Source organism: Streptomyces sp. NPDC037100 (assembly GCF_055606225.1).
This window is the reverse complement of sequence record NZ_JBVJSX010000009.1, coordinates 19,305-38,076: the sequence shown is the minus strand read 5'-3', so window position 1 is coordinate 38,076 and position 18,772 is coordinate 19,305. Positions and strand designations below refer to the sequence as shown.

The 18,772-nt window shown below is 69.5% G+C and carries 11 protein-coding genes and 1 pseudogene; 7 read left to right on the top strand and 5 right to left on the bottom strand.

Annotated features, from left to right (window positions below; genetic code table 11):
* The first annotated feature begins 61 nt into the window (after positions 1-61).
* The 7 genes from icmF (at position 62) to ACZ7EG_RS27030 (ending at position 11,563) form a co-directional block, all read left to right on the top strand.
* Positions 62-3,292 carry a fused isobutyryl-CoA mutase/GTPase IcmF gene (gene icmF / locus ACZ7EG_RS27060; RefSeq protein ID WP_471084067.1) on the top strand — a complete coding sequence of 1,077 codons (3,231 nt, stop codon included), beginning with the start codon at positions 62-64 and terminating at the stop codon, positions 3,290-3,292.
* A gap of 29 nt (positions 3,293-3,321) precedes the next feature.
* Positions 3,322-4,182 (top strand): 3-hydroxybutyryl-CoA dehydrogenase, encoded by an 861-nt coding sequence (locus ACZ7EG_RS27055; RefSeq protein WP_471084065.1) that lies wholly within the window; start codon positions 3,322-3,324, stop codon positions 4,180-4,182.
* Positions 4,183-4,456: 274 nt separating this feature from the next.
* Complete coding sequence (locus tag ACZ7EG_RS27050) at positions 4,457-5,341, top strand: glycoside hydrolase family 26 protein (protein ID WP_471084063.1); 885 nt, start codon at positions 4,457-4,459, stop codon at positions 5,339-5,341.
* Positions 5,342-5,935: 594 nt separating this feature from the next.
* Entirely contained in the window at positions 5,936-7,030 is a 1,095-nt protein-coding gene (locus tag ACZ7EG_RS27045) for a UDP-glucuronic acid decarboxylase family protein (protein WP_471084061.1), read from the top strand.
* A gap of 101 nt (positions 7,031-7,131) precedes the next feature.
* The gene (locus ACZ7EG_RS27040) at positions 7,132-9,021 is read left to right on the top strand and encodes a glycosyltransferase family 2 protein (RefSeq protein WP_471084059.1); all 1,890 of its coding nucleotides are present in this window, start codon (positions 7,132-7,134) and stop codon (positions 9,019-9,021) included.
* 38 nt (positions 9,022-9,059) lie between these two features.
* A complete protein-coding gene (gene galE / locus ACZ7EG_RS27035; RefSeq protein WP_471084057.1) occupies positions 9,060-10,082 on the top strand; it encodes a UDP-glucose 4-epimerase GalE in 1,023 nt (340 codons plus the stop codon).
* 47 nt (positions 10,083-10,129) lie between these two features.
* Positions 10,130-11,563, top strand: coding sequence for a UDP-glucose dehydrogenase family protein (locus ACZ7EG_RS27030; protein WP_471084046.1), 1,434 nt, complete (start codon positions 10,130-10,132; stop codon positions 11,561-11,563).
* Between the two features lie 241 nt (positions 11,564-11,804).
* Here the strand turns inward: ACZ7EG_RS27030 and ACZ7EG_RS27025 are convergent, their stop codons facing one another.
* The 5 genes and pseudogenes from ACZ7EG_RS27025 to ACZ7EG_RS27005 form a co-directional block, all read right to left on the bottom strand.
* On the bottom strand, positions 11,805-13,355 hold the full coding sequence (locus ACZ7EG_RS27025; protein ID WP_471084043.1) for a right-handed parallel beta-helix repeat-containing protein: 1,551 nt from the start codon (positions 13,353-13,355) through the stop codon (positions 11,805-11,807).
* A gap of 242 nt (positions 13,356-13,597) precedes the next feature.
* Positions 13,598-13,813 (bottom strand): hypothetical protein, encoded by a 216-nt coding sequence (locus tag ACZ7EG_RS27020; protein WP_471084040.1) that lies wholly within the window; start codon positions 13,811-13,813, stop codon positions 13,598-13,600.
* Between the two features lie 23 nt (positions 13,814-13,836).
* Positions 13,837-14,037, bottom strand: a pseudogene (locus ACZ7EG_RS27015) (MFS transporter); the annotation flags it as partial.
* 478 nt (positions 14,038-14,515) lie between these two features.
* A complete protein-coding gene (locus tag ACZ7EG_RS27010; RefSeq protein WP_471084036.1) occupies positions 14,516-16,444 on the bottom strand; it encodes a DNA/RNA non-specific endonuclease in 1,929 nt (642 codons plus the stop codon).
* Between the two features lie 647 nt (positions 16,445-17,091).
* Positions 17,092-18,513 (bottom strand): DEAD/DEAH box helicase, encoded by a 1,422-nt coding sequence (locus ACZ7EG_RS27005; RefSeq protein ID WP_471084033.1) that lies wholly within the window; start codon positions 18,511-18,513, stop codon positions 17,092-17,094.
* Between the last annotated feature and the right edge of the window lie 259 nt (positions 18,514-18,772).

The window sequence follows — 18,772 nt, the reverse complement described above, 5'->3', positions numbered from 1 at the left end:
TACTAGGGCTTCCTAGTATCTCTTCGTCCAGCAGCACCTCGCCCTGCCCGGGAAGGCCCCCATGAGCGATCTGCATCGACCCGTGCACCCCGTCCGCCTGGTCACCGCTTCAGCTCTGTTCGACGGGCACGACGCGTCGATCAACATCATGCGGCGCATCTTCCAGTCCCAGGGCGCCGAGGTGATCCACCTCGGGCACAACCGTTCGGTACAGGAGGTCATGGACGCGGCGCTGGAGGAGGACGCGCACGGCGTGGCGGTCTCCTCCTACCAGGGCGGGCACGTCGAGTACTTCGAGTACCTGGTCGAGTCACTGCGCTCACAGGGAGCGGAGCACATCCGGGTGGTGGGCGGTGGAGGCGGCGTCATCGTGCCCGCCGAGATGGCCCGGTTGCGCAGGAGCGGGGTGACCATCTTCTCTCCGGAGGACGGGCAGCGTATGGGCCTCGCCGGGATGGTCAACTCGGTGGTGCGGGACTGCGACTTCGACCTCTGGGACGGCGGGCCGACCGATGCGGCCGCCGTGCTCTCCGGTGACCGGTTCGCGATCGCCCGCGCCATCACCGGCGCCGAACTCGGCAAACTGCCCTCGGGCTTCCTGGAACAGTTGCGTGCCGCCGCGGCGGCGCGGGTGGTGCCGGTGCTGGGCATCACCGGCACCGGCGGTTCGGGCAAGTCGTCGCTCACCGACGAACTGGTGCGCCGTTTCCGTGTCGACCAGCAGGACAAGCTGCGGATCGCAGTGATCGCGGTCGACCCGACCCGCCGCCGGGGCGGCGGCGCGCTGCTCGGCGACCGGATCCGCATGAACTCCCTGGACGGGAACCAGGTGTTCTTCAGGAGCCTGGCCACCCGCGGCAGCCGCGAGCTGCCCGAGCACCTGTCCGATGTGATCGACGTCGTGAAGGCCGCCGGTTTCGACCTGGTGATCGTCGAGACGCCGGGCATCGGCCAGGGCGACGCGGCGATCGTGCCGTTCGTCGACACCTCGCTGTATGTGATGACGCCGGAGTTCGGCGCCGCCTCGCAGCTGGAGAAGATCGACATGCTCGACTTCGCCGACGTGGTGGCGATCAACAAGTTCGAGCGGCGCGGCGCCAAGGACGCGCTGCGCGACGTGGGCCGTCAACTGGTCCGCAACCGCGAGGCGTTCGGCATGCGGCCCGAGGACATGCCGGTGTACGGCACCTCGGCGGCGACCTTCAACGACGACGGCGTCACCGCGCTCTACCAGCACCTGCGCACCGACCTGGCCGGGAAGGGACTGCCGCTGGGCGAGGGCGCGCTCGCACCGGTCGACGTACGCCACTCCTCGGGCATCGGGCAGGTGGTCCCCGCGGACCGGGTGCGCTACCTCGCCGAGATCACCGACACCGTCCGTGCGTACCACACGGAGACCGAGCGGCTGGCCGACGCAGCCCGACGGGTGCAGCGTCTGGAGGCGGTCGAGGGCGAGCTCGTCGAGGCGGGCTCCGACGCGGGGAACGTTCAGGCGCTGCTCGAGGACGCCCGCAGGCGACTCCCGCACGACGTCAGGGAGCAGATCGACGACTGGCCCGCCGTCATCGCCTCCTATTCCGGCGACGAACAGGTGGTGAAGGTCCGGGACAGGGAGATCCGCACCAAGCTGACCCGCGAGTCCCTGTCGGGCAACAAGGTCCCTCGCGTCGCCCTGCCCAGGTTCACCGACCACGGTGAGCTGGTCCGGTTCTGGCGCCGGGAGAACCTGCCGGGCCGCTTCCCCTTCACGGCGGGTGTCTTCCCCTTCAAGCGCGACGGCGAGGACCCCGCGCGGATGTTCGCCGGCGAGGGCGATCCGTTCCGCACGAACCGCCGTTTCAAGCTGCTCTCGGAGGGTCAGCCGGCCACCCGGCTGTCCACCGCCTTCGACTCGGTGACGCTCTACGGCCGTGACCCGGACGAACGTCCCGACATCTACGGGAAGGTCGGCACCTCCGGTGTGTCGGTGGCCACGCTGGACGACATGAAGGCGCTCTACGACGGCTTCGACCTCGTCGCTCCGACCACCTCGGTCTCCATGACCATCAACGGACCCGCGCCGACCGTCCTGGCGTTCTTCCTGAACACCGTCATCGACCAGCAGACCGACAGGTTCCGCGCCACCGAGGGCCGCGATCCCTCGCCGGACGAGGCGGCCGAGCTGCGCGCGCACACGCTGGCGAACGTGCGCGGCACGGTGCAGGCCGACATCCTCAAGGAGGACCAGGGCCAGAACACCTGCCTGTTCTCCACCGAGTTCTCCCTGCGGATGATGGCCGACATCCAGGAGTGGTTCATCGCGAACAGCGTCCGCAACTTCTACTCGGTGTCGATCTCCGGCTACCACATCGCCGAAGCCGGGGCGAACCCCATCAGCCAGCTCGCCTTCACCCTGGCCAACGGCTTCACCTACGTCGAGGCGTACCTCGCCCGGGGCATGCACATAGACGACTTCGCCCCGAGCCTGTCGTTCTTCTTCTCCAACGGCATGGATCCCGAGTACTCGGTGCTGGGCCGGGTCGCCCGTCGCATCTGGGCGGTCGCGCTGAAGGAGAAGTACCGCGCGAACGAACGCAGCCAGAAGCTGAAGTACCACGTCCAGACCTCCGGCCGCTCCCTGCACGCCCAGGAGATGGACTTCAACGACATCCGCACCACCCTCCAGGCCCTCATAGCGATCTACGACAACTGCAACAGCCTGCACACCAACGCCTACGACGAGGCCGTCACCACCCCCACCGAGGACTCGGTCCGCAGGGCGCTGGCCATCCAGCTGATCATCAACCGGGAGTGGGGCCTGGCCATGAACGAGAACCCCCTGCAGGGATCGTTCATCATCGACGAGCTCACCGACCTGGTGGAGGAGGCGGTGCTCCAGGAGTTCGAGCGGATCAGCGAACGCGGTGGCGTGCTCGGCGCGATGGAGACCGGCTACCAGCGCGGCCGCATCCAGGACGAGTCGATGCTCTACGAGCAGCGCAAGCACGACGGCACTCTGCCCATCATCGGCGTCAACACCTTCCGCAACCCCCACGCGGACACCGCCGAGCCGGGCGCCATCGAGCTGGCGCGCGCCACCGAGGACGAGAAGCGGTCCCAGCTGCACCGCGTGCGCACCTGTCAGTCCCGCCACCGCGACCAGGCCCACACCGCCCTCACCGCCCTGAAGGACGCGGCAGTGGACGGCCGCAACGTCTTCGCCGTCCTCATGGACGCCGCCCGCGTCTGCTCACTTCAGCAGATCACCGAGGCCTTCTTCGAAGTCGGTGGCCAGTACCGCCGCAACGTCTGACTCAACGAAACAACGAGAGAGGGCCCCAGATGGATCCCGTCACCCGTCTCGGCGTCGTCGGATGCGGCCTCATGGGCTCCGGCATCGCCGAAGTCGCCGCCCGCAGCGGCATCGACGTCCGTGTGGCCGAGTCCACGCCGGACGCCGCCGAGGCAGGCCGCCGCCGACTCACCACTTCCCTGGAGCGAGGCGTCCGGCGCGGCAAGCTCAGTCAGGAGCAGCGAGACCAGGCCCTCGCCAGGCTTTCCTTCACCCATGACCTCAGCGACATGGCCGACCGTCAGTTCGTCATCGAGGCCGTCGCCGAGAACCGCGACATCAAGACCGATGTCCTGCGCACCCTGGACAAGGTGGTCGAAGACTCTACGGCAGTCCTGGCCACCAACACCTCCTCGATCCCCGTCGTCGATCTCGCTGTCGTCACCGAGCGGCCGGCGCGGGTCATCGGCATGCACTTCTTCAACCCCGTGCCCGTGCAGCAGTTGGTCGAGCTCATTCCCGCTCTCACCACCAGCGCGGACACCGCGCGGCGCACCCGCGACCTGGCCGAGCAGTTGGGCAAACAGGCCATCCAGGCACCCGACCGCTCCGGCTTCGTCGTCAACGCCCTCCTGGTGCCCTACCTTCTCAGCGCGGTACGGATGGTGGAGACGGGCTCCGCGCAGCCGGAAGACATCGACCGGGGCATGGAACTCGGATGCGCCCACCCCATGGGGCCGTTGCGCCTGCTCGACCTCATCGGCCTCGACACCGCCCAGGCCGTGGCGGAGTCGATGTACGAGGAGTTCAAGGAGCCGCTGTACGCGCCCCCCGCCCTCCTGCGTCGCATGGTCGCCGCCGGCCACCTCGGCCGCAAGAGCGGCCGCGGTTTCCACACCTACGACGCCTGAACAAGGGCTTCCGGCCCACCGTGGGGGCCTGGTGCGCCCGGTGCCGTGCGCCATCGGTGGTCCACCAGGAGGTCTCAGCGGCTGAATCCAGAGAAGTGATGTCGGCTGCCTGGCAGGACACTCTCCTGCCAGGCAGCCCTGCCCGTCTTCGGCCGGCCGCGACACGCGCTCCGGGGGTGCCCGGGCAGCGTGATGGACTCGGGGATCCTGGCCGGGACCGAAGCCGGTTCCGCACTCCGGGAGGTGTGTCATCGACGGATCCGCCTGCGCCCTGTTGGGTGTGTACAAGGGGTTCGGCGCCGAGGCCATCGCCGCGACGGTGCGGCACGAGGATCTACTGGGCCGGCCCGTCGAGATCGGCAACGACTACCTGCCGCACAATAGTTGGGCAGAGTTCGATCCGGTGACGATGTGCCGGTATCAGCTCGATCCGTGGCGCACCTGGCGGGACGAACGCCCGGGCTCGGCGTTCGTGTACGGGGTTCCGCCGCTGGTCGAGGGTTTCGAGGGAGCGTTCGCGCGGGGGGTGGCGGGTGAGTTCGACGCCGCGTACGGGCGGGCGGCGCGGGCACTGGTGGAGTCGGGGCACGGCGACGCGATCGTCCGGCTCGGCTGGGAGCCGAACAACCGAGCCATCGGCCCGTGGCAGGCGACGGACGACCCGGCGGGCTACGCCGCTCTGTTCCGGCACGTCGTCGACGTGTTCCGCGCGACGCCCGGGTCGTGCTTCACGTTCGAGCTGTCGAGCTCACTCGGGGTGCAGCCGGGCCGGCGGCTGCACGCCTTCGTCGACTATTACCCGGGTGACGGGTACGTCGACTGGCTGGGCATGAACGCCTACGACCTCAAGTGGGGCGACCCAACGGTGTCCCCGGACGACCGCTGGTCGTGGATCCGGTCCCAGGAATCGGGCCTCGACGCCCACGTGGCCTTCGTCCGCGCGCGGGGGAAACGCAATGTGTGCTCCGAGTGGGGTCTGTATCGCCGCGGGAACGTATTCGCGGGCGGCGGAGACAACCCGTACTACGTCGATCGGATGGTCGAGTATTTCTCCTGGGGCGAGGTCGCGTACCAGTCGTACTTCGACCACGACTGGGGCGGCGGCACACTGGCGGAGTTCGCCGCGGGTCGGGCCGCATACACGGGGTGGTTCGGGTGACCACGCACGGGCGAACCACGCTGAGCGGTGCCGCAATTCCTGAGGTGAGGTGAGGGCGGCCATGGCCGCCGGCCGGGCATTCCACCGGACAGCCGTTCGGGCGGCCTCCAAGCGCGGGCGATGACGTCGGGGTCCGAGTAGGCGTGCCCCCTTGGGTCCACGACGCTGCCACCGAGACGGGCGGCGAGCCCCAGGGCGACGTCGGCCGACCAATCCGTCGCCGCGCTGTGCGCACGTCCCTGCGGGCCTGGTACGTGGAACACGACCTTACGCACCCAGGACATTCGTGCGAATACTTGGATGCCGATCAGGCATACGCGACCCGACTCACACCTGCGTGTGATCCTTACGGATTACGCCATTGGAAAGCGCGATCAATCCCGGACCGGGCGGTGACCCCGTGCGCTCCCCCGCGCGACACCCGCCGAACAGCCCAGCAACCAATCCGCCTCCGAAAATATGAGTACATACGTCGATAGTCTCATCCTGCGTTTCGAGATAGCTCCGTTTGTCGGCTCATCCGGTCATCCGCCATTCGCCTGTCCGAGCGAGCGGGGCGTGAGGTCATTTCGCTTCTCATTCATGGAGAAAGACATGCGCGTTGCCGTGACCGGTGGCGGTGGTTTCCTTGGGTCACACCTGTGCGAGGCGCTCTTGCGGCGCGGCGACTCCGTGGTGTGCCTGGACAATTTCTCGTCGGGTGACCCCGCGAACATCGCACACCTCCTGTCCAACCCGGCCTTCGACTTCCAGCACGCCGACGTGAGCGTGTCCGTGGAGGTCGCCGGCCGCGTCGACGCCGTCGCCCACCTCGCTTCCCCCGCCTCCCCCACCGACTACCTGCGACAGCCGCTGGAGACCCTCGCGGTCGGCAGCCGTGGCACCGAGAACGCGCTGCGCCTGGCTCTGCGTCACGACGCCCGCTTCATCCTCGCGTCGACGAGCGAGATCTACGGCGATCCCCTGGTTCACCCACAGGAGGAGACGTACTGGGGCAACGTCAACTCCATCGGTCCGCGCAGCGTCTACGACGAGGCGAAACGATACGCCGAGGCGGTCTCGGCCGCGTACCGCCGCACGCACTGCCTCAACGTCGGCATCGCACGGATCTTCAACACCTACGGCCCGCGGATGCGGCCGCACGACGGCCGTGTGGTGTCCAGCTTCATCACCCAGGCTCTGACCGGTGAACCGCTCACCATCTACGGCGACGGCAAGCAGACCCGCAGCTTCTGCTTCGTGGACGACCTGATCCGCGGTCTCGTCGCCCTCCTGGACTCCTCCGAGATGGGCCCGTTCAACCTCGGCAACCCGGTCGAACACACCGTCTCCGAACTCGCCGCGCTCGTGCTGGCGATGACCGGCTCGTCCTCCGAGGTGAACTTCCACCCTCTGCCGGTCGACGACCCGGTCCGCCGCCGCCCGGTGATCACCCGAGCCTGTGAGGTGCTGGGCTGGGAGCCGGAGATCGACATCACGGAGGGCCTGCGCCGGACCGTCGCGTACTTCGGCGCCCGCCCCGACCGGCTCGGCGCGTCGGCCGCGGCGATCCGCGGCGGCCAGAGCGAGACGGTCCCGTTGGCCGCAGCGACGGCCACGGCTGACGCGCCGCAGACGATCCCTGGCCCTGCGGCCGTCCCCATCGGCGTGGCGGCCACCGCACCCGAGCCGTCCACATCGAGATCCTGAGCCCCGTCCGCCCCGGCCGGGTGGTGCCCCGGCCCCGCCACAGTCCGTCTCCTCCCCACACACCACGGCCCGATGTCGCCCAACCTGGAGAACTTGCCGCCATGACGTCGTTGGAGCAAGGTCCCGTCCATGGGACCGGCACCGTCACGGACCCACCGCTCCCCTCCCCGGCTCCGGGATCACCGGAGGAGTGGCATGCGCTGGGCGATGAGCTCCGAGCCCTGTCGAACGGTGCGGTGGCCTCCATCGGCCCGAACGGACCCGTCCTCGCGATGCCGGCGCGCCGGCTCACCTTCCTGCCCTCCAGTTTCGTGCGGGCGTTCTCGCGCTTCGATCGCTTCCTTGTCGTGCTGCTGTCCCTCGGCTGGGCGGCCTGCCTGGCCTGGTTCTGGGTCTGGTGGCTCCAGCCGTCCCATCGCATCGGCTGGCCGGGCATGGTCATCAACAGCGCTCTCCTGCTGTACCTCACCTACCTGCCGGTGCACTTCCTCGTCGCACTGATTCGTATGCGCCGCTTCGACCCGGCCCATCCGGTACCTGTGCTCCGCACCGCGTTCGTGGTCACTCGCGCTCCGTCCGAGGGCTGGGACATCGCCCGCGCCACCCTGGAGGCCATGCTCGACCAGGACTTCCCGCACGCCTACGACGTGTGGCTGTGCGACGAGGACCCCACCGAGGAAATCGCCGACTGGTGCCGGGCCCACGGTGTCGGCGTCTCCTGTCGGAGGGGCCGTATCGACTACCACCGGGCCGACTGGCCGCGGCGCACGCGCTGCAAGGAGGGCAACCTCGCATTCTTCTACGACCACTGGGGCTACGCTCACTACGACGTGGTCGCCCAGCTCGACTGCGACCACGTTCCGGGCCCCCGGTACCTCGCCGAGGTCGTCCGTCCCTTCGCCGACCCGGCCATCGGCTACGTCGCGGCCCCCAGCATCTGCGACTCCAACGCCGACGAATCATGGGCGGCCCGCGGCAGACTGCAGCGCGAGGCAATGTTCCACGGGCCCGTGCAACTGGGCCACTCCGCCGGCCTGGCCCCCGTGTGCATCGGCTCGCACTACGCCGTCCGCACCCAGGCGCTGCGGGACGTCGGCGGTCTCGGCCCGGAACTCGCCGAGGACTTCTCGACCACCTTCCTGCTCAGCTCGGCCGGCTGGCAGGGCGCGTTCGCGATCGACGCGGAGGCTCACGGCGAGGGGCCTCTCACCTTCGGCGCGATGATCACCCAGGAGTTCCAGTGGTCCCGCAGCCTGGCCGTGGTGCTCCTGGCCATGCTGCCGCGGCACCTTGGCCGGATGCCCCTCACACTGCGGGTGCGCTTCGGCGCGGCGCTGATGTATTACCCGCTCCTCGCCGTGGCCACCATCATGGGCATCCTGCTGCCGCCGATCGCCGCGATCAGCGGCGCCCCCTGGATCAACGTCAACTACTTCGAATTCCTGGCGCACTTCTGGAGCATGTCCGTCTGGCTGATCCTGCTGACGCTGCTCTGCCGCCGCCGTGGTCTGCTGCGCCCCAAGGACGCCGCGATCTTCAGCTGGGAGGTCTGGCTCTTCGGGCTCTCCCGCTGGCCCTACGTCATGTGGGGCGTGCTGGCCGCGGTGACGCAGAAGCTGCGCCCCCGTCAGATCACGTTCAAGGTCACGCCGAAGAAGCGCGACGGCCTGGAGCCGCTCCCGCTGCGCGCCGTCTGCCCGTACCTGCTGATCACGACGTTCCTGTCGGGCTCGGCTCTGCTCGGCCAGTTCACCGGCCCGGCCGTCGGCTACGTCTTCCTCTGCATCCTCGGTTCCGCCTCGTACGCCGCCGTGACGCTCGCGATCGGCGGGCTGCACGTCAAGGAGACGGCACGCGCGACCGGTGTCTCCGTCTTCCGCTCGCTGCGCACAGCTGCGCTTCCGCTCGTAGCCGGTGTGATGTCCCTGCTTCCCCTGGCGCTCGCCGTCGCCGTCTTCCCTGTCTATTTCACCGGCTTCTACACCTGGTGACGGCTGCCGCGGCGGTCGATCGAGAAATGAGGTTCCTCGTGCCCCAGACGGTCCTGGTCACCGGCGGCGCCGGTTTCATCGGCAGCCACACCTGTGTCGAACTCCTCCGCTCCGGCCACGAGGTCGTCGTGCTCGACGACCACTCCAACAGCTCTCCAAAGGCCCTCGAACGCGTCGCGAAGATCGCGGGCCGCCCGATCGCCGGTACCCACATCGCCGACGTGCGTGACCGACGCTCCCTGGACGCCGTCTTCGCGCACCACCCGATCGACGCGGTGATCCACTTCGCCGCCAAGAAGGCCGTCGGCGAGTCGGTGCAGATCCCGCTCACGTACTACGACATCAACGTCAGCGGCACCATCGCCCTGGTCTCGGCGATGCACGACCACGGGGTGCACCGACTGGTGTTCTCGTCGTCCTGCTCGGTCTACGGCGACGCGACGACCGTCCCGCTGACCGAGGAGTCCCCGATCGCGCCGACGAACCCGTACGCCACCACGAAGTGGACCTGTGAACGCATCCTCGCGGACCTGTGCCGTCATCTCCCCGGCCTACGGGTCCTGGCGCTGCGGTACTTCAACCCGGCGGGCGCCCACCCCACCGGGCTGCTCGGCGAGGACCCGCGCGGCGTGCCGAACAACATCATGCCGTTCCTGACCCAGATCGCCGTGGGCCGCCGTGCCGAGCTCTGCGTCTTCGGCAACGACTACCCGACACCCGACGGCACCGGTGTGCGCGACTACATCCACGTCGTCGACGTCGCCGAGGGGCACCGCGCGGCCCTCGACCACATCGACGACGAACCCGGTATGCGGGTCTTCAACCTCGGCACCGGGCGCGGCGCTTCCGTCCTTGAGCTCGTGCGCGCCTTCGAGGAAGCCTCGGGGAGGCCGATCCCGCACCGCGTCATCGAGCGCCGGCCCGGCGATGTCGCGGAACTCGTCGCCGATCCGGCGAAGGTTGCAGGGGCCTGGGGCTGGAGCGCCCGGCGCGACCTGGCCGCGATGTGCCGCGACGCGTGGAATTTCCAGCAGCAGAACCCGTACGGCTACGTCAACTGACACGTTCCGCCACGCTCCCCAGCTCCCCCCAGACAGGAGAACAGCGCATGCGGTTGACCGTCATCGGTACGGGATACCTCGGAGCTGTGCACGCCGCGTGCATGGCCGGTATCGGACACGACGTCCTCGGCGTCGATGTCGACGCCGAGAAGATCACGTCTCTCGCCGAAGGCCGACCACCTTTCTACGAACCGGGTTTCGAAGATGTTCTGACCCAGGCGCTCGCCACCGGGCGCCTGCGCTTCAGCACCAGCCTGCGCGACGCGGCGGTGCACGGCGAAGTCCACTTCATCTGCGTGGGCACCCCCCAGCAGGCCGGCTCCCAGGCGGCCGACCTGCGGTACGTGGACGCCGTCATCGACGGGCTCGCCCCGCACCTGCCCGCATCGTGTCTGGTGGTCGGAAAGTCCACCGTCCCGGTGGGCACGACCGAGCGGCTGGCCACTCGCATCGCGGGGCTCGCGCCGGCCGGAGTGCGGGCGGAAGTGGCGTGGAACCCGGAGTTCCTGCGCGAGGGCTTCGCGGTCGAGGACACGCTGCGGCCGGACCGTCTCGTCGTGGGCGTGACCAGCCCGGAGGCGGACGAGACACTGCGCCAGGTGTACGCCCTGATGCTGGAGGCGGGAGTCCCGTACATCAGCACCGACCCGAACACGGCCGAGCTGGTGAAGGTCGCGGCCAACTCCTTCCTCGCCACGAAGATCTCCTTCATCAACGCCATGGCCGAGGTCTGCGACGCCGCGGGCGCGGACGTGGTGACCCTCGCCGACGCCCTCGGCCACGACGCCCGGATCGGCCGCCGGTTCCTGAACGCCGGCCTGGGCTTCGGCGGAGGCTGCCTGCCCAAGGACATCCGGGCGTTCTCCGCCCGCGCACAGGAGCTCGGCGTCGGTCAGGCGGTGGACTTCCTCGACCAGGTCGACGAGATCAACCAGCGCCAGCGGACCCGGACCGTCGCGCTCGCCCGCCAGATGGCCGGCGGCGACCTGACCGGCCGCCGGGTGACCGTCCTGGGCGCGACGTTCAAGCCGAACAGCGACGACGTGCGCGACTCGCCGGCGTTGGCTGTCGCGACGGCGCTGCGCCGGCAGGGCGCCGACGTCCGAGTCCACGACCCACAGGGCGCGGCGAACGCACAGCGCGCCCACGCGGAGCTGCGCTGCACCTCGGACCTGCTGACCGCTTGCGAGGGTGCTGAGATCGTCCTCCACCTCACCGAGTGGGACCAGTACTGCGAGGTGGATCCGGTCAAGCTGGCCCGCGTGGTCCGCAAGCCGGTCCTCGTCGACGGGCGGAACGCCCTTCTGCACGACAAGTGGCGGGCCGCCGGCTGGACCGTCAAGGCACTGGGCCGCCCCACGTCATCGGCCCGGCCGTCGGACGCCAAGGCCAGGCAGCACCTGCGGGCCACGATCGCGTCCCAGGCAGCCGAGCCGGACCGCGCCGCGGCCATGACCCCTGCGCCGACCAGCGGGCCATAGCCCGCCTGCGGACACACCGGCCTGCCCCGCGCTCATGATCCTCGACCGTGGGGCAGGCCGAACCATGCCGCACCCTGCACGCCCGCAGCGGTTCGCTCCGTCCGAGCCGCGGTTCGCGCCGTGAGCCGGTTCTCCGGAGGCTGTCGGGCCACGCCCGGTACGCGGAGATGCCGCCGATGCCGTCGGCGGTCCCCAGGCGGAGGGCGGCCGCCTCTGCGACTCGGTGGTCAGCGCGCTGGAGTCAGTCGGCAACGCGCGTCTGCGCGGCCCCGGCCGTCAGCGCCTGCGGAATCCGGTCGCCGAAGTAGTCGACGGGACCCACGCCGAGGCCCAACGCCTGCGGCCCAAGACCGACGAGCCCCTTGCTCCCGCAGTGCGGCACCAGGTTCCGGGCGCCGGCCCCGTCGGTGATCGGGGCTGCCAGACCAGGAAGGCACGGGTCCTCGCTCGAGCCGGCCGGCTCGCCGTCGAGTGTTTCCTGGCCGGAGGCGGTGCGCCACCCGTCCAGCCCCGTGAAGGACTGAGCGCCCCACCCCACCGACCAACGGCCAGTGCTGTAGTACACGTTGCCCTGGAGCCGAAACGTGCTGGGGCTGTACGACGACTGGGCGGAGATCAAGGGGCCGCCGTCAGTGGCGAAGATGTTGTTGTGCACGCGCACGCCCTGCATGCCGTCGTGCAGCCTGAGCGCCGGAGGCCGGCTCCCCGCGGCCTCCGCGGAGGCCAGGCCTTCCGTCCGCATCACAACGGTGTTGTGGTAGATGTCCAAGTTCGCCATGCGGGTGCCGTAGGCGACGATGCCGCCGTACTCGGGCAGTTTCCGTGCGTCGTCCCAGCTCATGTTGAAGCGGACGATGTTGTTCTTGTGGGCGCCGGTCGGCTGGCCGGAGTAGACGAGGAAGCCGGGCCCGTCGTTGCCGTACGCGAAGTTGTACTGCATGACCGAGAAGGACACGTTGTTGTCCAGGCCGAATCCACCGCCGTCGACCCTTGAGCCCGTGCGGTTGCGGTACGACCTGTTGTTCTCCAGCACCACGCGGGTGGAGTCGTACACCCAGATGCCCTCGGGGCCCTCCTCGGCGACGGCCGCGGAGGTAGAGCCGTTGTCGTGGGCCACCGAGCGCATCACCTTCGCGTCCCGGACGCTACCGAGCGTGATGCCGCTGCCGGTGTTGCGCTTGTCGCTCTGCGGGTCGCCGGTGTTGGAATACGCCTTGACTCGCTCGATCCGGAGCCCCGCGTGCGCGTAGGCCGGGCGGTCGGCTTCGAACTCGGGCCCATAGAAAACGAGCCCGCTCTCAAGATTGTGATGCACGGAGACGTCGCTGATCCGCACGTCGCCGTAGCCGGCGACGGCGTCCTTCTCCGCGCCGACGCTGATCCCGTTCTGGAAGCCTCGCGCCTCCACGTTCGTGATCCTGACGTGGTCGAGTCGCCGGGTACCCGGGAGGCTGTTGCGGAAGCCGATCCCCACCCCCTCTCGCAACGACTTGCGGTCGCCGACCAGCGAGAGGTTCCTGATCTGCACGCCGGCGGTGTTGCGCACGGTGATGCCGGACGAGCCGCGCGGCGCGATCGTGGCGCGGCCGGTGCCGTACGACTCGATCACGACCGGCTCCCTCGAACTGCCCGCCTCGTCCTCCTCCAGGGTGACGCTGCCCCGGAACCGCTCGCCGCCCTCGAGCCGGAGCCGGTCGCCGGGCCGGAAGCGCACGTCGTTGGCGTGGTCGAGGGTCCTCCAGGGCTTCTCCGGCGAGAGGCCGTCGTTCTCGTCGTCGCCGTCGGGGCTCACGTAGAAGGTGTACGGGCCGCCGGACGCGGGGCGAGCCGGCCGGTAAACCCCCTGCACGTCGCACCCTGTCAGCAGCAGGAGCACTGCGACCGAGACTCCAGCGGCACTCCTCGTCGCCCGGCTCCGCTTCACCGCGTTCAAGCGCACCCCTTAGGGACGTTCCCGTGTCACATCAAGCACACAACGGAGCAGGCTGCCATAAACAGTGCATGGGAAACGCCGTCGGCGATGCGGCATCCGAGTCATATGGCGCCTTCATTCGTTCCGGTGATCCACTCGATCGGGCCCATCCGCCGGCTCTGGACGTTCGAGAGACGGCCGCCAGAACCTGAGACCGGCTGCATCATGATCGCGAACTTCGCGGCCTGCGACATCCGGCCCGGCTCGATGGGGCGGCCGCTGTCCGGCGTCGACGCGACGGTGCTGAAGCAGGGTGAGGACGGCCGGGCACTGGTCACCGACGGCAGGGTCACGCAGGTGGAAGACCGGCCGGCATCAGCCACACGACCAGCGAGACCCCGAGCCATGACGGCGCGTCGGGCTTCGGCTTGAACCAGCCCCATTCGTCGGAGCGGAGCACACCGTAGACGAACACTCCGAGCCCGAGCGCGGACAGCAGGGCGCCGACCAGATCGATGCGGGGGCGTTCGCCGACCGGCGCGTCGGCGATACGGCGGGCGAGCCCTCCACGACGACGGAACGCGTCGAACGTGGCCCCCGAAGGACTTCGCCGACTTCATCAAGGCAGGGCTCCCCACCGGTTGAGGTACAAGCTGGGACCCGACTACCTGGGTCGTTGTCGCCGAAGCGGTCCGCGACGTGCTCGGCGTCCTCGCCCCCGGCCAGGCGCTCGAAGTGCGCGTCCTGTGCGGACTCCCCCGGACTGTGAGGCTCGACCTGGTGCTATGCGCTTGTCCTGTATGAGCTGCACGCCCCTGGACGGTCGTGCCGGCCGCGAAGATGTCCGTGGCCGAGTAGCACCGGACGTCGGTGATGAGTACGACGGGCCCGAAGTACTGCTGCCCGATGGCGTGCACTGCGTCCTCGGGGCTGATCGGGAAGGCGCCGGAGTAGACCGAGCCGGACTCGACGGCCTGTTCCATGGACGGCGCCCAGGGCCCCGGATCCAGTCCCCGAGCGCCGTGGAACCGCCGGCAGATTCAGCCCCATTGGATGTCGGACGTGGACCGCAGCGGCGAGCGATCCGCCGCCGCCTCGGGCACATGCAGGGTGTCGCCCTTGTGGAGGGCGGCGGGGAAGCGCACCCGGGTGCGGTCCTCGACTTCGCCGAGCGTGACCTGGAAGACCCGGAACTCGTCCAGTTCCAGCGATTCGAGCTGGTCCAGGTTCTGGGTGAGCAGAAACGCCCTGGCTTTCAGTTCGCCGTTCTCGGTGAAGGCGATGACCTTGTAGAACTCCCGGGGTATGCGCACGCCACGGTAAACCCGGTCGTCGTCCTGGAACACCGGTCCGCCGAAGACGCTGATCCTGAGGTCGTCGACGTCGACGTCGGCGAAGACAGCGTCCTCCAGCGCGCCCCACACCCCGTCCCTGGCGCTCTGGTTGAAGTCGTCCATCTGCGGTGTGATGTTGGTGTAGAAGAACGAGTCGGTGTTGGCCTTGCGCGCCTCCGGCAGACTGCCCCAGAGCAGGTCGGCGCGGCGGGCGATGTGGCCCCGGTCGAGCCGGTTGGCCTGGTACAGCTCGTTGCCGACCTGCGCCGTGCCGGGCAGCCGCAGGTCCTTGACGAAGGGGATGTCGCTGCGGCTGAGCTTCTTCAGCGAGCCGCCGTCGACGTTCCAGGCGACCCAGAACGGGAAGCGCCGCTTCTCGCTCAGGGTGAGGGAGAAATGCGTGTACGGGATGACCGGTGATCCGTCCAGGAGCACGGCGTCGCGCGCGAGCTCGGTGTCGAGTGCCGGGGTCTCGACCCGTTCGCCGAGGAAGTCCGGGTCGTAGCCGGCGATGATCTCCAGCTGCTCCGGCCCCGGCTGGCTGAGGGTGATGTCGAGCTTCTCGAACACCGAGGTCGACAGGCAGGCCAGGGCGTGCTCGTCCGGGTCGCCGGTGCCCTCGCCGGCGAAGTGCAGGCCGGCGAGCACCGTGCTCACGTGCTCGTCGCCGTCCTTGAACATCCACACCGAGCCGGAGTCACCGCCGCTGCTGACCTCACCGCCCGCCGACGGATGATCGGGGTCCGGGCCGATCTCGAAGCACCCGATGGTCTGCAGGCCCGTCACCCCGCCGTAGTCGATCTTGGCTACGGTGTCGACGCGGCGCACGATGCCATGGGTGACCCCGGTGGACCGGCCGCTCTTGACCACCTTGTCGCCGAGTTCGGGCTCCCCCAGGGTCCGGGGGGCCACGTCCAGTTCGAGGATCTCCGGGAGGGACCCGCGGTCGTTGATGGTCGCCACCGCGCAGTCGCCGGCCACGCCGAGATGGGAGCGCTTGAGCACGCCCATCCGGTTGCGGTCGATGCGGTTGTCGTCCCGTGTGCCGGGCTGCACGACCTCGACCCCGAGTTCGCCGAATGCGCCGTGCAGCACATGCCAGTTGCTGAGCACGTACGGTGTGCCGTCGGCCCGGTCGAACACGATGCATCCGATGGTTCCGGCCGACACCGTCACCGCACCGACGCTGGCCCCGGGCCGGATGGGATCCAGCCGGGTCTTGCGCAGCGGGCTCTCGACCTCGGCCACCATGTGGAAGCTCGGCTTGTAGGTGCGCTCGATGACATCGGTGGGCACCTCGACTCCGTCGACGGTGATGCTGGGCGGGATCGGCGAGGTGCCCAGGGCTTCCAGCTCCTCCGGCTCGGCCTTGGTCGCCACGGTGAACTGCAATGCCACTTCGCCGCCCGGCTGATCGCCGGTGACCTTACGGCCGACGCCCACCGACGTGATGTTCGGATCCTCCAGCAGGTGCGGGCCCCGAACGCGGATGTACTGCCTCAGCGACGAGATGAGGTCACTTTCGGAGGACGATCCCCTCTTCGCCGAGGCGGTCTTCGCAGCGGACCTCGACGCGGCCTGCGGTTTCGGGGTCTTCGAGGTGGTCTTCTTCGTGTTCGTGGTTCTGGTGGCCATGCCGGCACATCCCTTCGTGTGCGAGACAGCACCCGAGAAGCGCCGGGCCTGGCCCGCACCGGCGTGTTCGGCCGTACGCAGTCTTCGTGCGGGGCGGTGACGCTCACCGGCAACGTCGCCTCGCCGGTGGGGCGTTCGGTCGCGGCACTGTTGGCCGGACGAAGGCCGGGCACGACCCCTGCGACGTGGTCGGATTCGACCAACCGTCGACAGCGACTTCGGCGGGAAGTCATGTTCTGGAGGACTCGGGAAGGCTGTTGTGCCCCTCATATCCATGATGGTTGAGCGGCACGAAGAGGCAAGTTGACATTGGCACCCGGACAAGCTCGGGTGAAGCATCAAATGTTGAATAGGGGCTCAAGGTTGGGTACGCATCTCGGATCACGCGGCGCTCGGGTCCCACCAACATGCAGTGCCGGACAGGAACATGTCCGGTCCTTGTTCATCAGTCCTCGACGCTCGATCAGTTCGGCCGGCGTGGGCCGGGGTACATCCCCCGGCCCACCGCGTACATCCCCCGGCGTGGGCCGGGGGATGTACGCGGTGGGCCGTCCAGGCGCCTACACGTCGGGACCCAGGCCGATGTCCGGTCCCGCGTCTCCGTCCGGCAGCATGGACGGAGACGCCGCCGGCCCGGGTGGCCGGGCTCAGCCGCCGCGCCGCACCCGGGCCGCCTTGCGGGCCTCCGCGAGCTTGCGGGCCTCGCTGCTCTTGCGGGACGACCTGCCACCGGATCCGCTCTTCGCGTCCTTGGTGCTGCCCAGGCCGCGGAACGGGGCGTTGTGGTTCTTGGGCCGCGATACGGCCGGCCCGCCGTCGAGGCGCTCTCCGGAGGGGGCCTTGGCGCCGGTGATCCGGCTCAGCTCCGCCTCGCCGGACCGCACCTTGATGACCTTGGGAGCGACGCCGGCGTCCGCCATGACCTGGCTCGTCTCACGGCGCTGTCCCGGCAGGACGAGTGTCACGACGGTGCCGAAGCGCCCGGCCCGGGCCGTGCGGCCCGCGCGGTGCAGATAGTCCTTCGGGTCCGTGGCCGGGTCGACGTTGACCACGAGGTCGAGGTCGTCGACGTGCAGGCCGCGTGCGGCGACGTTCGTCGCCACCAGCGAGGTGACCTGCCCGTTCCTGAACTGGGCCAGGGTCCGGGTGCGCTGCGGCTGGGACTTCCCGCTGTGCAGGGCGGCGGCGGCCACGCCGTTGGCCCGCAGATGCCGCGTGAGCTGGTCGACGCCGTGCTTGGTGTCCAGGAACAGCAGGACCCGGCCGTCCCGGGCGGCGATCTCCGTGGTCACGGCGTACCGGTCCGGGCCGTGCACGACGAAGACGTGGTGCTCGATCGCGGACACCGCGCTGGACGAGGGGTCCACGGAGTGGACGGCGGGGTCGCGCAGGTAGCGCTGCACCAACTGATCGACGTCCCGGTCGAGGGTGGCGGAGAACAGCATCCGCTGCCCGTCGGAACGCACCTGGTCCAGGATCTCGGTGACCTGCGGCAGGAACCCCATGTCACACATCTGGTCGGCCTCGTCCAGGACCACGATGCGCACTCGTCCCAGTCGGCAGGCCTTGCGCTCGATGAGGTCGTGCAGCCGACCGGGCGTGGCGACGACGATCTCGGCGCCGTCCCGCAGCGCGGCGGCCTGCCCTCCGATGGACACCCCACCCACCACGGTCGCGAGCCGCAGCCGCAGCGCCTCGGCGTACGGGGTGAGCGCCTCACCTACCTGCTGCGCCAGCTCCCTGGTAGGGACCAGAACGAGCGCCAGCGGCTCTTTGGGCTGCGCGCGCCGCCCGGCCGTCCGGGCGAGCACCCCCAGGCCGAAGGTGAGCGTCTTGCCGGATCCCGTGCGGCCCCGGCCCAGGACGTCCCTTCCCGCGAGCGCGTTCGGCAGTGCAGCGGCCTGGATGGGAAAGGGAACAGTCACATCGTGCTCGTCGAGCACCCGCAGAATCTCGGCAGGCAGCCCCAGCTCTGCGAAGGACGCCACCGTGGGCAGCGCCGGTGCAGCGCCCGCCGCCCCGGGCCCACCGTCCTGCCGCCGGTCATCGGCACGTGCTGATTCGCTCACAGAAAGCCTTCCTCCGAAGGGGACCGTACCGAGGAAGGCGCGGCGGGGACGCGGTCACCAGTCAGGGATACCGAACGGAACACCGACACAGCGACGCTGCAAACAGGCAACGCTAGCACGGGCAAGCCGCCCGGTCCTCCCACGGCGGCGCCGATCAGCCGAGGAACGACAGCCGGACTGCCTGTGCACAGGGCCCCGCCTCGACACCCAGCGCGGCTCCGCCGCCTACCGACATCCGGGGCAGGAGCGGACCGGCTTC

Bases quoted from the DNA above. Each gene is read 5' to 3' on its own strand.
- ACZ7EG_RS27030 (WP_471084046.1), top strand. From the start codon at position 10,130: ATGCGGTTGACCGTCATCGGTACGGGATACCTCGGAGCTGTGCACGCC.
- ACZ7EG_RS27010 (WP_471084036.1), bottom strand. From the start codon at position 16,444: ATGGCCACCAGAACCACGAACACGAAGAAGACCACCTCGAAGACCCCG.
- icmF (WP_471084067.1), top strand. From the start codon at position 62: ATGAGCGATCTGCATCGACCCGTGCACCCCGTCCGCCTGGTCACCGCT.
- ACZ7EG_RS27055 (WP_471084065.1), top strand. From the start codon at position 3,322: ATGGATCCCGTCACCCGTCTCGGCGTCGTCGGATGCGGCCTCATGGGC.
- ACZ7EG_RS27040 (WP_471084059.1), top strand. From the start codon at position 7,132: ATGACGTCGTTGGAGCAAGGTCCCGTCCATGGGACCGGCACCGTCACG.
- ACZ7EG_RS27045 (WP_471084061.1), top strand. From the start codon at position 5,936: ATGCGCGTTGCCGTGACCGGTGGCGGTGGTTTCCTTGGGTCACACCTG.